This is a genomic window from Paenibacillus sp. J22P51 (assembly GCF_059692215.1).
In genome coordinates this window covers 175,044-192,001 of record NZ_JCAUAZ010000008.1, presented here as the reverse complement: position 1 = coordinate 192,001, position 16,958 = coordinate 175,044, and the positions used below count along the sequence as shown (strand labels likewise).

Annotated in this window: 17 protein-coding genes; 6 read left to right on the top strand and 11 right to left on the bottom strand. The window is 45.1% G+C overall.

Annotation, left to right across the window (positions count from 1 at the left end):
* The first annotated feature begins 119 nt into the window (after positions 1-119).
* A complete protein-coding gene (lipA, locus tag AC58QC_RS18625) occupies positions 120-1,028 on the top strand; it encodes a lipoyl synthase (RefSeq protein WP_497416694.1) in 909 nt (302 codons plus the stop codon).
* 42 nt (positions 1,029-1,070) lie between these two features.
* Positions 1,071-1,391, top strand: a complete 321-nt coding sequence (locus tag AC58QC_RS18620) for a YutD family protein (protein ID WP_497416613.1) — start codon at positions 1,071-1,073, stop codon at positions 1,389-1,391.
* Positions 1,392-1,489: 98 nt separating this feature from the next.
* On the opposite strand, the gene AC58QC_RS18615 is transcribed toward AC58QC_RS18620, so the two are convergent.
* The 4 genes from AC58QC_RS18615 to ylbJ all read right to left on the bottom strand — a co-directional run bounded on the left by AC58QC_RS18615 (position 1,490) and on the right by ylbJ (position 6,953).
* Positions 1,490-2,302: an NAD kinase gene (locus AC58QC_RS18615; RefSeq protein WP_497416612.1), complete on the bottom strand. Its 813-nt coding sequence runs from the start codon at positions 2,300-2,302 to the stop codon at positions 1,490-1,492.
* A gap of 11 nt (positions 2,303-2,313) precedes the next feature.
* Entirely contained in the window at positions 2,314-2,985 is a 672-nt protein-coding gene (locus tag AC58QC_RS18610) for a flagellar brake protein (protein WP_497416611.1), read from the bottom strand.
* Between the two features lie 133 nt (positions 2,986-3,118).
* A complete protein-coding gene (gene glgP, locus AC58QC_RS18605) occupies positions 3,119-5,713 on the bottom strand; it encodes an alpha-glucan family phosphorylase (RefSeq protein ID WP_497416610.1) in 2,595 nt (864 codons plus the stop codon).
* 1 nt (position 5,714) lies between these two features.
* Entirely contained in the window at positions 5,715-6,953 is a 1,239-nt protein-coding gene (gene ylbJ, locus AC58QC_RS18600; RefSeq protein ID WP_497416609.1) for a sporulation integral membrane protein YlbJ, read from the bottom strand.
* A 276-nt stretch (positions 6,954-7,229) separates the two neighbouring features.
* Here ylbJ and AC58QC_RS18595 point away from each other — a divergent pair, with 276 nt between their 5' ends.
* Positions 7,230-7,622: a globin domain-containing protein gene (locus AC58QC_RS18595; protein ID WP_497416608.1), complete on the top strand. Its 393-nt coding sequence runs from the start codon at positions 7,230-7,232 to the stop codon at positions 7,620-7,622.
* A gap of 45 nt (positions 7,623-7,667) precedes the next feature.
* On the top strand, positions 7,668-8,369 hold the full coding sequence (locus AC58QC_RS18590; protein WP_497416607.1) for a DUF2225 domain-containing protein: 702 nt from the start codon (positions 7,668-7,670) through the stop codon (positions 8,367-8,369).
* Between the two features lie 61 nt (positions 8,370-8,430).
* Here the strand turns inward: AC58QC_RS18590 and AC58QC_RS18585 are convergent, their stop codons facing one another.
* From AC58QC_RS18585 to AC58QC_RS18575, 3 genes are read right to left on the bottom strand one after another with little or no spacing between them, the layout of a single operon-like run.
* Positions 8,431-9,540 carry a GGDEF domain-containing protein gene (locus tag AC58QC_RS18585; RefSeq protein ID WP_497416606.1) on the bottom strand — a complete coding sequence of 370 codons (1,110 nt, stop codon included), beginning with the start codon at positions 9,538-9,540 and terminating at the stop codon, positions 8,431-8,433.
* Positions 9,541-9,567: 27 nt separating this feature from the next.
* Positions 9,568-9,813: a hypothetical protein gene (locus tag AC58QC_RS18580; RefSeq protein ID WP_497416605.1), complete on the bottom strand. Its 246-nt coding sequence runs from the start codon at positions 9,811-9,813 to the stop codon at positions 9,568-9,570.
* A 3-nt stretch (positions 9,814-9,816) separates the two neighbouring features.
* Entirely contained in the window at positions 9,817-9,981 is a 165-nt protein-coding gene (locus AC58QC_RS18575; RefSeq protein WP_497416604.1) for a YycC family protein, read from the bottom strand.
* A 147-nt stretch (positions 9,982-10,128) separates the two neighbouring features.
* Between AC58QC_RS18575 and AC58QC_RS18570 the strand changes: the two genes are divergently transcribed.
* Positions 10,129-11,946, top strand: a complete 1,818-nt coding sequence (locus AC58QC_RS18570) for a M3 family oligoendopeptidase (protein ID WP_497416603.1) — start codon at positions 10,129-10,131, stop codon at positions 11,944-11,946.
* A gap of 116 nt (positions 11,947-12,062) precedes the next feature.
* Here AC58QC_RS18570 and AC58QC_RS18565 read toward each other — a convergent pair whose 3' ends face one another.
* Positions 12,063-13,322, bottom strand: a complete 1,260-nt coding sequence (locus tag AC58QC_RS18565) for a methyl-accepting chemotaxis protein (protein WP_497416602.1) — start codon at positions 13,320-13,322, stop codon at positions 12,063-12,065.
* A 298-nt stretch (positions 13,323-13,620) separates the two neighbouring features.
* Here AC58QC_RS18565 and AC58QC_RS18560 point away from each other — a divergent pair, with 298 nt between their 5' ends.
* Positions 13,621-13,974, top strand: a complete 354-nt coding sequence (locus AC58QC_RS18560; protein ID WP_497416693.1) for an O-methyltransferase — start codon at positions 13,621-13,623, stop codon at positions 13,972-13,974.
* A 37-nt stretch (positions 13,975-14,011) separates the two neighbouring features.
* Here the strand turns inward: AC58QC_RS18560 and AC58QC_RS18555 are convergent, their stop codons facing one another.
* The 3 genes from AC58QC_RS18555 to AC58QC_RS18545 are packed head-to-tail and all read right to left on the bottom strand — an operon-like array spanning position 14,012 to position 16,943.
* Positions 14,012-14,842: an ABC transporter ATP-binding protein gene (locus AC58QC_RS18555; protein WP_497416601.1), complete on the bottom strand. Its 831-nt coding sequence runs from the start codon at positions 14,840-14,842 to the stop codon at positions 14,012-14,014.
* A gap of 32 nt (positions 14,843-14,874) precedes the next feature.
* Entirely contained in the window at positions 14,875-15,924 is a 1,050-nt protein-coding gene (locus tag AC58QC_RS18550; RefSeq protein WP_497416600.1) for a FecCD family ABC transporter permease, read from the bottom strand.
* The gene (locus tag AC58QC_RS18545) at positions 15,921-16,943 is read right to left on the bottom strand and encodes a FecCD family ABC transporter permease (RefSeq protein ID WP_497416599.1); all 1,023 of its coding nucleotides are present in this window, start codon (positions 16,941-16,943) and stop codon (positions 15,921-15,923) included. Before AC58QC_RS18545 ends, AC58QC_RS18550 begins: the two co-directional genes overlap by 4 nt.
* Between the last annotated feature and the right edge of the window lie 15 nt (positions 16,944-16,958).

The following is a 16,958-nucleotide window of genomic DNA, read 5'->3' as shown; positions in this document are numbered from 1 at the left end:
TATCCTCCCATACAGCCTTTATGTAGTAAGCTGAGCTGTTTTGGTCCATCTAAACAAGTGTATCACAACTGACCTCCAAAGTGGATTGTTTTGTCAGTCATTCATGTTATAATAACATCATTGAGAAACCAAATAAAAAGGCGGGAATTACAGTGCCTAGAAAAGTATTAGAGAGAAAACCAGACTGGTTAAAGATTAATCTCAAAACCGATGAGAATTTCAAAGAAATCAAATCCATGATGCGTTCCAAGACGTTGCATACAGTTTGTGAAGAAGCCAAATGTCCGAACATTCATGAATGCTGGGCGAATCGGACAGCGACTTTTATGATACTAGGCGATATTTGTACGCGCGCTTGTCGCTTTTGTGCAGTGAAAACTGGACTTCCTACCGAGCTTGATCTGGAAGAGCCAGAACGCGTAGCAGATGCTGCTTTGCAAATGGGACTTCGTCATTGTGTTGTAACTTCTGTGGCACGCGATGATTTAACAGATGGTGGCGCAATGATTTTCGCAGAAACGATCAAAGCGATTCGGCGTAAGCTGCCTATGTGCACAGTTGAGGTGCTGATTCCTGACTTCCTAGGTCGAGAAGAGTCCCTGGCTACCGTGCTTGAGGCAAAGCCTGATATTCTCAATCACAATATGGAAACGGTTGAGCGGATGTCAGATCGAGTCCGTTCCAAAGCGAAATATCGTCGTTCACTGGAGCTGTTGCAGCGTTCTAAACGGATAGCACCGAACATTCCAACGAAATCCAGTGTCATGATTGGAGTAGGGGAAGAGTGGGAAGAGCTGCTTCAAACTATGGAAGACCTGCGTGAAGTGGATTGTGACATTATGACGATCGGGCAATATTTGCAGCCGTCTACGACGCATTTATCTGTTTCGAAGTACTACACACCCGAACAGTTTGCTATGTTGAAAGAAGAAGGCATGAAACGCGGCTTCAAGCACGTGGAGTCAGGGCCATTGGTACGCAGCTCCTATCATGCGCATGAACAGGTTAAATCGGCATCTAGCGTGTAGCATTCATTGAACGGATCATAGAAAGGAGAGCTTCCTACCACCATGATTCAAATTGCAAATAAAACATACGAGCTTGTCACCGATCACAAAAATGGTTGGAATTTCGAAGTGTTCAAGGAACGCTTCAGTGAAGTGTTGGAGCGTTACGATTATATTGTTGGCGATTGGGGATACAGTCAATTGCGACTGAGAGGGTTTTTCAAAGAAATCCACCCGAAGGCGACCAAAGAATCTTCTATCGCAGCTCTTCAAGATTACTTGAATGAGTACTGCAACTTCGGCTGTGCGTATTTTATTATCGAAAAAGTGAACGCGCCTAAGCAGCAGATACCTTCAGAAGTCATTAGCTCAACGACAGTTTAATTAGTAATCTCAATAAAAAACGCCATCTGGACTCCAAACATTGTGGAGAGCAGGTGGCGTTTTGTCGCGTTTTGTCTTACAGCATGTATGTTTCTTTGTTACTTCACTTCGAGACCAACGAATGCCTCACGAACGCGATTCCAGAAAGGAAACGGACGGAATCGGGCAAATTTCACTTTCACATTGGAAGCTACACGGCATCGAATGGAAACGACATCTTCACGCTGCATATATAAATGGTCCAACGACAGCAGCATATTCTGCTGTGCTTTCGGATAAATGTCACAGTGATGATGCTTAGGTAAAATCATGGATGAACCAAGCGTACGGTACACGCGATTGTTAATCGACGCGATCTCCGCAATTTGAATAGCTTCTAGTGATGGATGAACCATGGCACCACCCAAGCTCTTGTTGTAAGCCGTACTGCCAGCGGGGGAAGAGATGCAAATGCCGTCACCGCGGAACATTTCGAACATTTCATCATTCACATGAAGTCTTGCTACAAGCGAAACTTCGATGCCTCGAATCGTAAACTCGTTCAGTGCGAGATGCGTTTCAACACCCTTATCTGTCGTAATTTCGATCTCGACAACGGGGTATCGCACGATTTGCAGCTCCTCAGGTGTTGCCACATTAAACATGAGTGAAGCAAGATGATCCAGCTCATCAGGCTTCCAATCTGCAAAAAAGCCAAGATGACCCGTATGGATCCCAACGAATGCAATGTGATCTAACTTGTCCACATATTTATGAAAAGCTTGGAGCATCGTGCCATCTCCGCCAATGGACAGGACGATATCGGGATGTTCTTCATCCCTTGGCATGCCTTGCTGAGCGGCGAGAGCGTGGAACCGTTCGGTCAGCCCCTTGGAGATGTCATCGCCTCGTTCAATGACGTTGTATTTCAATCTTGTTCCTCCTAATAATTAGAGCAATATGAATCGATTTCTTGGAGAATGGATTCAGGGGTATGCCGAAATTCTGCTGCAACACGATAACTATCATTGCTGAAATGTGTAACCCTGACAATTTCGCCATAGACCGTGATTGGTTGGGAGAAACTCGGGAGAATAAAGCTAAATTCCAGAAGCAGTGGAAAGAAAAGTCGGTTTGATGTGACAAATGACAGACCACCTGCACTAATATCAAGGAGTTGTCCAGTAAAAGCGACACCTTTTTGCGCAGATAAGCTTCGTATGCCAGCGATACGTAGTGTAAGCGGTGTTCGCAGCGTAAGCTTTGCACGGGGATATCGTCTGTTTTGATGCTGAAAAACTTCTTCTGGCAGAGATAAGGTCAGATAACAGATCGTCTTCTTGAGTTCCAGCCCAATCAAATCAACATAAGCGTAATATAAAAGGGCGCCATCTTTGAAAGAAAATTCAACGAAAGAAACATGTTCGAGCTTGTCGAAAGGGTATAAGCCCAGTTGCTCCAGATACACTGTTATCGAATCCTCACTTATTTTGTCGATAGCAAAGTTATCTTCAAAGCAGAAAGGCGACCCATCTTTACATTCACCAACAATGATAATATGACAATCCTGATTTGGCGAAAAAGAAGCCAATTCTAGTACCTTATTCCAATCCATAGCATCACCAAGTCGTTAGATTTACATTCACATCTGCCTGTACATCTTGTAAATTCTCTTCTCATCATAATTTATCTAAGTCAATAAGAAAAGCCCCAAACGGGGCTTTATCTAAGGTTAACCGATTTTATTGTTAAGACAGGGTACTCGTAACAAGGGAGAGTTCGAACGAATGTGCGAAGTTGGATGAGATGGGGCGCACACGAATCGAAAAGTGAGGCCCATGGACAAGATGTGATGGAATTGTAGCTTGGAATCGCTGCGATTGCTCAATCAGCTCCCCAACAGGAGCCATCAGAATGATTTTCTGCTCCCATATTTCGCCACTTTCTGCATAATAAATGACTTCTACTGCCGTATCCTGCGGCCAAATCGGACCGAAATGTATTTGCGCGGTGATCACTTTCGTTGAGGGTGGAATCTCAGCTAACGGGACTTCAGACGTCGATTTATTAGCATGGTCATCAATATTCATAATTCTGACCTGATGCCAATTACTGCGGATGAATTGTTTGTAATCGGCGACTTTGGTAGCCACATCGTATTGATCAGCTACAAAAAGACGAGCGCGTTTGGCCGTTGGCAAATACGTATGATTCGTATAGTCCTGTACCATTCGGTGTGTATTATAGACCGGGCTGAGCGATTGAACCGCTCGCTTCATACGTCCGATCCATTGATGTGGAATCTCACCTTGATTGTAGTAGAGAGGAATAATCTCATTCTCCAAAAGGTGATAAATCGCTTTCGTATTTTCTTTCTCCTGTGCGGCCCAGTCCGCGGCTCCTGTAGATCCGATGGCCCAACCATTCATACCGTTGTAGCCTTCCTCCCACCAGCCGTCAAGCACGCTGAAATTAAGGACACCATTCATGGCTGCTTTCTGTCCGCTCGTACCGCTTGCCTCAAGGGGTCTGCGAGGGTTATTTAACCAGACATCGACGCCTTGAACGAGATACCGAGCCATGTTGATATCATAATTCTCGAGAATAACGATTTTACCGAGAAACTCTTTCAACTGTGAGATGCGGTAAATTTCGCGAATGAGATCTTGACCAGGGTAATCGGCAGGGTGGGCTTTACCTGCAAAAATAAACTGCACCGGCCTTTCGGGATCATTGATTAATTTCTTGAGCCGATACAAATCATTGAAAATGAGATTAGCCCGTTTGTAGGTGGCGAAGCGTCTCGCGAATCCAATTGTAAGGGCTTTAGGATTTAAATAGTGCCAAACCTCTTCGATCCGTTCTTCGGATTCCCCGTTACGTTTTCGCTGGTCCATGAGACTTTTGCGAGCAAAACGAACTAAATCCTCCTTCAATTGTTGATGCACCTTCCAAATAGATTCATCGGGAATGACCTCGATCTGCGCCCATTGATGCTCGTTGGACTGCTCCACACGCCATGTGCCAGGAAGGAATCGATCGAAAAGCTCCTTCCACGCAGGCGCTGTCCAAGTATCCAAATGAACACCGTTCGTGATGGAACCGATAGGCACTTCGCTCGCATCGATATGTCCATGAAATTCTTTGAACATTTCTCTTGAAACCTGGCCATGCAACTTGCTGACGCCATTACGAAGCCCTGATGTATTCATCGCCAAATGTGTCATATTGAATTGACCGGACTTATGATCGAGTCCTAACGAGATGATGCCTTGTTTATGCTTAGGAAGCTCGCTAAACAGATGACCGAGATAATGTTCCACCATCCCGACAGAGAAGGTATCATGACCCGCTGGAACGGGCGTATGGGTCGTAAATACAGTGGCAGAGCGTACGGTCTCTACCGCAACGTGAAAAGGAAGGCCCAAGTGAAGCAGTTCCTTCAAACGCTCTAAGGTAAGGAAAGCCGCGTGTCCTTCATTGATATGGTATACATTCGGGTATATGCCCAATGCTCGCAGTGCCTTAACGCCACCGATTCCCAGCACCATTTCCTGGGCTATGCGCATGTCTTGATTACCACCATACAGCTGTGCGGTCAGCGCTTTATCCGCGTCATTATTCGCTTCATGATCTGTATCAAGTAAAAAGACCAAATTACGTCCTACCCGAGCCGCCCATACCAGAAGGGTGATATTGCGACCGGATATATTTAATGAGACCGTGAGTTGTTGATCATTTTGAAGGACTGGACGAATCGGCAATTGCTTAAAATCATAGGGAAATAATTCAGTTTCCTGATTGCCATTGCTATCAATTTTTTGCGTGAAATAGCCTTTTTTATAAAGGAGGCCAACGCCTGCGAGAGGTATCCCAAGGTCACTGGATGATTTGATATGATCACCAGCCAGGATGCCAAGCCCGCCTGAATAAATCGGGAGCGATTCATGAAAACCAAATTCCGCGGAGAAATAAGCAATTTGCACAAAGGCTTCGTCGGAATAGTTGTTTTGGAACCAAGAGGGTTCGTTCATATACGTATCAAATCTCGTCATGACCTGAAGATAGCGCTCGACAAATGCACTGTCCTGGCTTAGCGCAATAAGTTGTGTTGCATCTAGCTCATGCAGTAATTGAACGGGATTATGACCAAAGGCTTTCCAAAGAGCAGGGTCCATGCTTTCAAAAAGCTGCAGAGCATCATGGTTCCAACTGAACCATAAATTAAAGGCTAGCTCGTTTAAACGCTCAATCGATGGAGGTAGACCTTTCGCCTCTTGGGGGACGGCTGCTATCATATCTGAATATTCTCTCCCTTTATAAACATGATCGTAGTTACCCATATTATCTTGTTCCACCAACCTTTTCATACACCAGTTTAAGTAAGGAATATGCGAGGAAGAGACCCATGATGACAGCAAAAGCACCAACAAAGACCATCGCACTTATCGGAAAAATAAGCTTTAAATAGCTCATAACGGGTGCTGTTGCCTCATAGTGAGGCGAGAAAACAGCTTGCGGACTGCGAAATCGCTGCATAGGCTCCCAAATAAGGAGAACAATAGCAGATGAGAGAAATCCATGCAGCAGGCGGGCGAAAAGAAAAGGGAGATATCGCATATTCGTATGACTTAATAAGCTAACAATTTGAGCATGGACGGACATGCCAGCCCATGAGAGGATGAAGGCGCCGATGGCGACTTTACTCGAGAGGGCCAGGTCGGCGGGGGCACCGCCTGCTGCTTTGGCACCTAGTGTGACTTCGAATAATCCATTCATGACGGCTTGCGAGAGCTCATGCGGTAAACCTGTGACTGTTAATAGGGAAGTGATCAGCATATAGAATACATTCATTACGTGGGCAGATGTGAGAACCTCCAGAACGACGGAGAAGAAGACAACAAGTCCACCTACAACGAAAATTAAACGGAGAGATTGTAGAATAGATTGGCTTAACAAAGTGCCGAGGGGTCTTCCGTCCTGTATTCTTGCGTTATGCATAGTCTCAAAGGCTTGCTTCCACACAGGCCCTCTCTCTTTATAAGGCTGAGGCGTGGATATGGCTTTTCTACCGTGAAACCGCATGATCAGGCCAATTATGAACGAACCTCCATAATGGGCAACGGCTAGAATCATGGCTAATGAAGCGTCATGAAAGAAACCGATCGAAACGGCTCCGATCAGAAATATCGGATCCGAACTTGTCGTGAAGGCGACAAGACGTTCGCCCTCTTCCCGATTGACCAGCTTCTGTTCCCAGAGCTGCGCCGTTAGCTTTGCGCCGACAGGATAACCAGCAGCGAAGCCCATGGCCATGACGAACCCGCCGATACCTGGGATACGGAAAACGGGACGCATCATGGGATCAAGCAGCGTGCCGAAGAAGTGAACGATCCCGAAGCCGAGCAATATTTCGGAGATGACGAAGAATGGGAAAAGTGCGGGGAAGAGCACATCCCACCAAATGGAAACGCCGCGCAGAGCGGATTGAAATCCGACATGCGGGAACAGAACTAAGCATACAATAATGGCAATAATAACGAACGACATGAGTAACGCAGGGGTGAAGTCTTGTTTAGGCATAGACGATAGATACCTCCTCTTATTCAACTATATGAATAAGCTTGGACATACATGCCGTCCCGAATTTATCAGTCCTTGGTACTGTTCAGCCCTTAATTTTATGGTAAAATAGAACTAGGTAAACTTAAATCCTATACGTCGGGAGTGATTCAAATGACAGGTGTCATTGCCGGAATAGTTGTCTGTATGTTCGTGTTTGTCATTCGAGAAACGCTCATGCACGCAGGGGATGAGGATTTAGAGAACTATTGATTACGAATTGCGAGGTTTATTGGCATGTCAGAGAGCAGGAACAGAACATTATTTGAGTTAATGGGGGGGGCGGAGACGGTAAGCCGTTTGGTAGAGGCTTTCTATCCGAAAGTACAGCAGCATCCATTACTTTCGCCGCTCTTTCCCGCTAATATAGGACCCGTTATTGAGAAACAGACATTGTTTTTGACCCAATTCTTCGGTGGCCCCACCTTGTACTCAGATGCCCATGGTCATCCAATGATGCGAGCGAGGCATATGCCATTTCCGATCACAAGAGAACATGCTGATGCATGGTTAGCTTGTATGACAGAAGCGATGGCGGATGTAGGCTTGCCTGATGATTTAAAGGCTTTTCTAATTGAACGGCTTAGAGGCTCTGCCTATCATTTCATAAACACACCTGAGGAAGACTAGTCCGTTCTTCCTGCTATATAACTTTGGGAAAAGGCGGGAATTCTAGTGGTCGAACCATTATATGAGATCTCAGTGACGTGCACCTTCTGTACGAATTCCTTTAAAACGATGAAGGTTCGACCAAGCTTCAAGAAAGCGAGTAAGTCAGATTCTGACTTCTGCCTACATTTCAAGGACATTAATCCTGACTACTATGTTGTACGAATATGCCCGTTTTGCGGATATGCACATTCAGAAAACTTTTCAGATAAATGGAGTTCAGCACAGAGGGAAGTTTTTAATGAGAAAGTCTCGCAGAACTGGTCTATGCGTGATTTTTGCAAAGAACGAACATGGGATGATGCGCTTCTGAGCTACAAGCTGGCACTACTGAGTGCACAGATCAAGAACGAGAAGTCACGCGTTGTTGCTGGACTGTTGCATCACTTGGCTTGGCTTTACCGAATCAAAGAGGACTGGGAGCAGGAAGAACGATTCCTCTCATTCGCGTTGGATGCCTATGTTGACGTATTTGAAACTGAAGGCTTGGATTTGAATAACGCAAGGCTTATGTATTTAATGGGAGAGCTGAATCGGAGATTGAAAAGGTTTCCAGATGCGATTAAATGGTTTTCACGCATCATTAATGATCGTAAGATTATGGACGCGGGGATGATTAGAGCTAGTCGTGAGCAATGGGCTACAACACGTGAAGATATGCTGGCGATGCGCTTAGAATTACCGGAAGAGATGAAACAAGCTACCTAAATGATCGTTGCTCAGACAATAAAATGAACGCTAAGCCATGATGCGGTGTACAACCGAATGGTTAAGCGTTCATTTTTTGTTCATGTACTTGTGGATGGGCATAGAGTGTGGGGCGGTTTTTGCCAGTATGTTTGGACTGATAAAGTGCGTGATCGGCTTCTGATATAAGCGTTCTTAGATCTGTGTGAGCGGATGCGGCAGTCGAGATTCCGATTGAAATGGAGATAGGCGCTGCTTCGAGACCGTTCTTTTTATAAAGAAATAATTCCGCAATTGACGTACATAGACTTTGGCCATAGCTTAGGAGTCGGGCAGGGTCTGTCTCTGAACAAAGCAGGATAAACTCTTCTCCACCATATCTGGCAAGGTAATCCTGCTCTTGAATGAGATGGCGCAGAACGGAGCTTACTTCTTGGAGAAGTTGATCTCCTTCCAAATGTCCGAATCGATCGTTGTAAAGCTTGAAATTATCGAGATCGATCATCATGATGGAGATTTGCCGTTTATGTAAGGCACTAGTGGCGATTGGCATAAAGCTTCGTAAATTAGGCAGTTTGGTCAATCCATCTTGATTAGCCTGTAATTCAAGCTTACGTTGTAATCGCCAATTGTTGTTCTCGTCATTCACCATCACGATAATCATGAAGAGGGTGGCCGATGTGATAGCAAACATAAACAATTGATCTAGCGTATAGGACCAAGAAAAGCTGCGTGTAAGGAAGCTATGTGTTACTAGACGAAGCATAAATACGAAACCACAAATTTGGAGGGCAAGTCGAATAGGAATGTCCATGAAGCCGTTACGATATTCTTTGTTATGAAAAAAGGAGCTAATGAAGGCTGGGGCAATGAGGTCTTGTGCGATGATGAACCAGGCTTGACTTTCTTGTGAAATGAGACCAGAGCCGGCGGGCAGTATGGTTGAGAAGAGAGCAACAGGCAATCCATATCGCAAGCCGGCCATGAAGATAGGTAACGAGCGAAGATCGATTAAACCAAATGTTTCCGGCAGTGGAACCAGCATCATGATGATGCTGGCTAAGCCTGTCAACAGCGATGCAAATAGATGTTCGTGCGAATCGATCAGCATCTTGCTATGAACTTTCAACGCTAAATAATTTAAGGTCACTAAAGTACATGCGCTTGTCAAAGGAATGAGGTACTCATTCATAAAGGTTCGTTTGCTCCTTGCAATGAACTACGAATTATGTCTGTTTCGTACCGCGGTGTCCGCTAATAAATAATCCCGGTCAGTATCCACAAGCGTCAGCTTGTTATGACAACAAGGGAAGACGAGCAGCTTCTTTTTACCTTCATGTATGGAGGTGAGTTCATGAATTTTGAGCGGCAGTAAGACATTTGAGCTAAGACAGAATGGACATTGGGCCACGTAAATGTCCTTCATGATGATGTCGTAAGGCCAAGTGTTAGCAAAAGGGATCAAGGTCTACTTCGATTCCGGTTCGCTTTTTTCTGAAGAAGTATTCTTCGCGAGCTCAGCTAATTTCTGCAGGAGAATATGTTGTGGCATATGCATGAGATGTTCTAAAGGTACTTTAAGCTGCTCAGCTAACTTAACAGCAGTTTCAGGAGATATTTGCAAAGGTTTCATTATTGAGAAATCACCCATCCTGTTCCAATTTAGTCCGAAGGAACTATACATAATTGAATCATACTTTGTGAAGAGAAGCAATGAGCAAGATGAGGATAGTTGGCGATTAGCTATCGGATATGATTTAATTAAAAGTGGAAAGGAAAGGTGATCGCATTGTTAACATTACCTCTTAATCAAACATGGAATCTTGAAACATTTTTCCCTGGAGGAAGTGATTCTCCTGCATTCGCTGCACACCTGAAGAAGCTTCAGGAATCTATTGCATCTTTTCAAGAGCAGGTAAGTCAGACGGCTTCCCCTCAAAGCGTGGAGAATACCGGAGATCTGGCACAATTGATTGAATTGCTCCAGCACAATGTGATGCATATTCATGAGGCTGATTCATTCGTGGGTTGTTTGCAAGCGGATAATCAGAAGGACAAGAAAGCGCCTGTACTAAGTGGACAAGTCAAAAGCTTATATGCCGAGCATTTATCTTCCCTCACACATTTTGATCAGATTCTAACTGGGATTCCAGATCAGGTTTGGACAACGATGCTGCAGCAAGAGCCCTTTCAGGCCATCGCCTTTTCGTTGGATGAACGTCGCTCACTTGCTAAAGAAAAGTTACCGCCTGAACAAGAGGCATTAATTAATGATTTGGCCGTTGACGGCTATCATGGGTGGAGCGATTTGTATAATTCGACCGTAGGTCAATTTAGCATGACAGTTGAAGTCGATGGTAAGCAGGTTGAGTTATCAGCAGGTCAAGCTTTTAATAAGCTGCATACAGAGAATCGTGAAGAGCGTTTAGAGCTATTTGAGAAATGGGAAAAATCTTGGACAGATAAAGAGGAATATTGTGCCGAAGCATTGAATCACTTGGCTGGCTTCCGTCTTCAGGTTTATAAGGCAAGAGGCTGGAAAAGCATACATAAAGAACCACTTGCAATTAATCGGATGGAAGAAAAAACGTTGAACGTAATGTGGGACGTTATTGACCGTAATAAAGGTCTCTTCGTGGAGTATCTAAATCGAAAAGCGAAGCTGTTAGGCGTTGACAAGCTGGCATGGGTAGACGTCGATGCGCCGCTTGGCGATTCGTCCAAGAAGATTTCATACGACGAAGGTGCGAGTCTCATCATTGATCAATTCAAGCGGTTTAGTCCGAAGCTTGCTGCCTTCTCTGAGGATGCGTTCGAGAAGCGCTGGATCGAAGCAGAGGATCGTCCTGGTAAGCGCCCTGGCGGCTTCTGTACCTCATTCCCGCTAGCGGGTGAGACACGTATCTTCATGACATATGGCGGGACGCTGAATAACGTCTCTACGCTGGCGCATGAGCTAGGACATGGTTACCATCAGCATGTGATGACGGATATGCCAGCTCTCGCGCAGGAGTATGCAATGAACGTAGCAGAAACCGCATCTACCTTCGCTGAGATGATCGTAGCGGATGCTGTCGTGAAGAGTGCGTCGACAGATGATGAGCGCATTGTTCTGCTCGAGGATAAAATTCAACGAGCTATCGCTTTCTTCATGAATATTCATGCGCGATTTATTTTTGAAACGAACTTCTATGCAGAACGCAGTCAAGGCTTAGTGAGCGTTGCTCGTCTGAACGAGCTTATGGTTGATGCGCAAAAGCTTGCTTATCGAGACGCTTTAAGCAGCTATCATCCGCATTTCTGGGCAGCGAAGGGGCACTTCTACGCGACGGATGTTCCGTTCTACAATTTCCCGTATACCTTCGGCTACATGTTCAGTGCTGGCATTTATGCAAGAGCTGTGCAGGAAGGCGCAACCTTCGAAGATAAGTACATCTCCTTGCTTAGAGATACAGGCAGCATGAACGTGGAGGAGCTCGCACAGAAGCATCTGGGTGTGGACCTTACCGAGCCGGATTTCTGGCAAAGTGCCGTTGACATGGCAGTGCAAGACGTGAAGCAGTTCATGGAGCTAACAGAATCGAAGATTCGCGCGTAGGAAGGGTTGGTTGAGGGAGTCGCTCACACTGCTATCCCCGCCTCGTACGCGTCGCTCATCGGATAAATTAAACAGCCCCCTGAGGTAGACCTCAGAGGGGCTGTTTGTTTTATCGTTTATAGCTTAAAGATCTGAATCGTTTGCTGCAATTGGGTCACAACACGCGTCATTTCTTCCGCTTGTGTCACAATGCCTTGTACCGTTGAAATTTGCTCATTCATGGAAGCGGACACTTCTTGCGTACCAGCCGCGGACTCTTCAGTAATTGCTGAAATATTTTCCATCGCTGCCGCAATTTGACCGGAGCTTTGAAGCATGCTTTCGCTTTCTTCAGCGAAGCGTGTAATTTCCTCGGAAATGAATCCAACGCTGCCGACAATCTCAGCAAATACAATTTCAGTTTGGTCGATTAAGACCGTTTGCTTCTTGACGACGTCTTCATTGACTTGAATGCTGCGAATTGCATCCTGAATGCCTTGCTCAATACTCTTGACGAAGCCGAACACTTCACGTGTTAGGGATGTGGATTCTTCAGCAAGCTTACGTACTTCTTGCGCTACGATAGCGAAGCCTCGTCCATGCTCGCCCGCTCTTGCAGCTTCAATGGATGCGTTCAGGGACAACAGATTTGTTTGTTCCGCAATCTCGGAAATGGAGCGAGTAACGTTCGTAATTCCAGCTGCTTGACGAGCCAACATGTCGATCGTATCCGATACCTGTCTAGTTACTTCAACATTTCGTTTCATACCGACGCCTTGGCTTTCAACGGATGTGCGACCTTTCTCAACGAGAGTCATCATTTGATCCGAGCGGTTTTTCATTTCCTTTGCTGATCCAGCATAGTTCACGATTTTCACTTCGATATCTTTGGAGGTGATGGATACACCAGAAATCTCCTCGGAGATTTGTCCCGCACCTGCTGCTAGCTCATGGGCCGAAATACTCACTTGCTCAAGCACGGTACGGAAGCTTTCATTTTTTACGTAGATATCACGGCTTGTCTGGAAAACTTGCTTAGAAATAGAGCCTGTATCACGCAAAATATCACGGAGCTTATCAATCATCTTGTTAAAGGATTGGCCTAGTTGACCAAGAGAGTCATCAGAAGTGATCGCAACCTTTTGAGAGAAGTCACCTTTGGAAATGTTAAGTGCAATGCGAGAGATACCATCGATTGGCTCAGTCAGTTGACCTTCAAACCAACGAATGAAAGGATAGCTGCCAGCTAGAATAATAACTAGGAAAATAATACCAAGTAAGCGATTCCAGTCTGTGGCAAAAGATACAATCATCATGAAAAGTGAATTTAAGCCAATTAGTGCAAAACAACCAATTTGTAGTTTCTTTCTAAACGATAAGGATGATAATTGTTCCAATCCGACCGACTCCTCTGCAAAATTTGTTTACTTATGGAGAAAAAAATAGGTATATTCGAAAATTATATCACTGAACATGGAAACATTCTACAGTTTTTCGACAACAATCGTTGGATATTTACAAGAAAAATGGAATTTATATCAAGAAAACATTAATAATATTCTGAATTGTTAGAATATTCAAAATAAACTGTTGAATTATGTAAACCCTATGGGTATAATGGGTCTACAGTCACAAAAATTAACATAATTAGTAAATAAACATAATTTAAGGGGGAGTAATACAAAATTGGAACAGATGACACTCGCGAGACAAATTGATGTGGTTTTTCGCAAGATTAAGGAAGAGCTTTCTAATGTGAATTCAGGTACAGTTTTTGTGCACATTCGCAACAATGAGATTGGTAAATTTGGGATAAAGCATCTCCCATTTGAAAGCTCTGAGGGAGTATTACCTGCTGTGACTAACTTGGGACTGACTGAATTGCAATTTCAATCTTTTCGCCAAATGGCAATTGAATCACTCAAGCGCAAGAGGAGCTGGACGCACGGGGAAATTTTGTTCGACTTCACGGTAAGAAAGAATGTTATTTCAATTAGTATCATGTTCGAGAGTAACTATAATATGGCTACATATGCAAGAACGATATAGCACTCATACCTTTCTATAGCTCAAAAAAGAACCCCGATCACAATTGTGACTGGGGTTCTTTTTTGAGTAAAATGCGACCCTTGCCATAAGGGATGCACATCGGGGTTCCAAAGATGGGATCCGTCGTTACCTGGCAATCCATATCAAACACATCAAGCAGCAATGGTGCATTTACGATATCCTCAGGCTTTCCTTCTGCATAAACAGAGCCCTTCTTGATGCTAACAATGTGGTGCGCGTAGCGACACGCTAGATTAATGTCATGTAGAACCATGACGATTGTGCGCTGTTCTCTCTCGTTCAGCTCAAATAATAAGTCCAGTACCTCAATCTGATGTGTAAGATCGAGATAGGTAGTAGGTTCATCTAGGAGTAAAGTAGGAGTGTCCTGAGCTAAAGTCATGGCAATCCAAGCGCGCTGGCGTTGTCCCCCGGAGAGAGAATCGACGGTGCGATCGGCAAACTCAAGCATATTGGTAAGCTCGAGAGCGCTCATAACTTTATTTTCATCCTCCGCGGACCATTGCTGGAGCCAGCTTTGGTAAGGATAGCGTCCCTGTTTGACGAGTTGTCTGACCGTGAGTCCTTCTGGTGCTGTAGGTCCTTGAGGCAAGATCGCCATACGTCTAGCGACTTCTTTGGTAGAGAGCTTAGCAATCTCATGGCTGTCCAGTAGAATGCTTCCCGAGGTTGGTTTCATAAGTCGCGCAAGGGAGCGCAGTAACGTGGACTTACCACAACCATTACTGCCGATAAATACGGTTATTTTCCCTTTAGGGATTTGCAGATTTAAGCTTTGGAAAATCGTTGTATCTCCATATGTCAATTGAAGCGATTGGGCTTCGAGTGCTTGGTCTAAGGTTGTCATGGGCTGTTTCTCCTTTTCGTAGACGTGGGAGGTTATCCGCGATTTCTACTGCGATATAGGATGTAGATAAAAATAGGTGCGCCGATGGCTGCTGTGAAGACGCCTGCTGGTATATCAAGCGGCTTGAATAGGAAACGACCAGCTAAGTCTGCTAGCAACAGCAGCAGGGAGCCCGTGAGTGCAGCGACAGGAATCAAAGAACCGAAGCTAGGACCGACAAGCTTGCGTGAAATGTGTGGAGCCATGAGCCCAATGAAGCTGATTGCTCCGCCAAAAGCGACAGCAGCCCCTGACAGGGCGACACTAAGCATAATTAACAGAAAACGTTGACGCTGAACGTGACTTCCAACACTTTGTGCAATATCCTCTCCTAAGGATTGGATTGTAATGTGCCGCGCGTAGAAGAAAATAACGGGTAACAGCACAGCCACCCAAGGAAGCAAGGGATACACTGCTTTAGCCCAAGATACTCCGTAAATGCTGCCAGTCATAAAAGTAAGGGATTGATTGGCGAGTACAATGGGGCCGGTAAGCATCATGAGATAAGATACGGCGCTCATTGCGGCTGTGAGCCCAGTCCCAATGAGGACGAGTCGCAGTGGTGTAATGCCATTTTTCCAAGAAAAGAAATAAACCATTAAGGTTGCTAAGAATGCCCCTAGAATAGCTGCAACGGGCAGCCAATGAATACTTAGTTTATCCGAGCAAAAGAAGAAAAAAGAAACAGCGCCCAACGTTGCTCCGCCTGTTGTACCAATTGTGTCGGGTGAAGTTAGCGGATTGCGCACGATCCCTTGTAAAATGGCACCGGCAACGCCTAAAGATGCACCGATCAGGACTGCCACAATAACACGAGGTAAACGCAGTGTTCGAACAATCATCGTACTTGGATCTGTCCCATAGCCGAACACTGCGCGCACGACATCCCAAGGTTTAATCGTAATACTGCCTACACCCGTGCTCACAATCATCATGAGGATGACAGCAACAAGGAGGGCTAGTGTAATCAGGATGGATTTTTTGTTTATTAAAAAAGAGTAGCTTTTGCTTCGAATCGTAACAAATTGCTTGGAAGCACTCATTTGAGGAGTCCCCCTTTGCGTGCAATGTAAATAAAGAATGGAACGCCAAGAATAGCTGTCATGACGCCAACATGAACTTCCTTCGGCATGATAATAAAGCGAGCCCCAATATCGGCACTGACCAACAAGATACCGCCTAGAATCGCACAATAGGGAATAACCCATCGATAGTCAATGCCCACGAGAAAGCGGACAATATGAGGAATCATAAGGCCAACGAACACAATTGGACCAGCAACGGCAACAGAACCACCAGCAAGAATAACAATAATGAGTGCAGTAATTAGTTTTATGTATACGGTTTGCTGCCCAAGCCCTTTGGCAATATCGTCACCCATCGATAGAATGTTAATGTGAGGAGATAACAGGATTGCGCCGATCCAAGCAATCAGCATATAGGGATACACCGATTGCAGCATCGCCATGGTCCGCCCTTCAACAGAACCAACAAGCCAGTACAGCACTTGTTCAAAGGCTTTGCCATTGCCAAGCAGAATACCTTGTGTAAGCGAAGCGAAAAAGGCTGTCATCGCAGCACCTGCGAGCGTGATTTTCATTGGTGTTAAGCCGTCACGGCCCAGTGATCCGAGCCCATAGACCAGTGATGCGCTGATAGCGGCACCGAAAAAAGCAATCCAAACAAATTGCGTAAGGCTGGATACATTGAAAAAGCCAACAGCTACGACAATGGCAAATGCTGCTCCAGAATTTATCCCGAAGATACTAGGCGAAGCGAGTGGATTGCGCGTCATCGCTTGCATTAATGCGCCTGCGACTGCCAAGCTGCCGCCAACAAGCGCGGCAATCAAAGCTCTAGGTATACGTACAGTTTGAATAATAATCGATTCATTCGTTGGTTTGTCAGAAGGATTAAAGGAAGTCATGATTTGATCCCAGGAATACGCATGGAGTCCGAAGCGGACGCTGCTAAGTATTAATGCTAGGAGAACACAAACTGCTGCTAGTAATCCAATACTTTTATAAAGATGAGAGAGGCGTTCTGACGTTGATATGTGCATGATAGTTACCTGCTT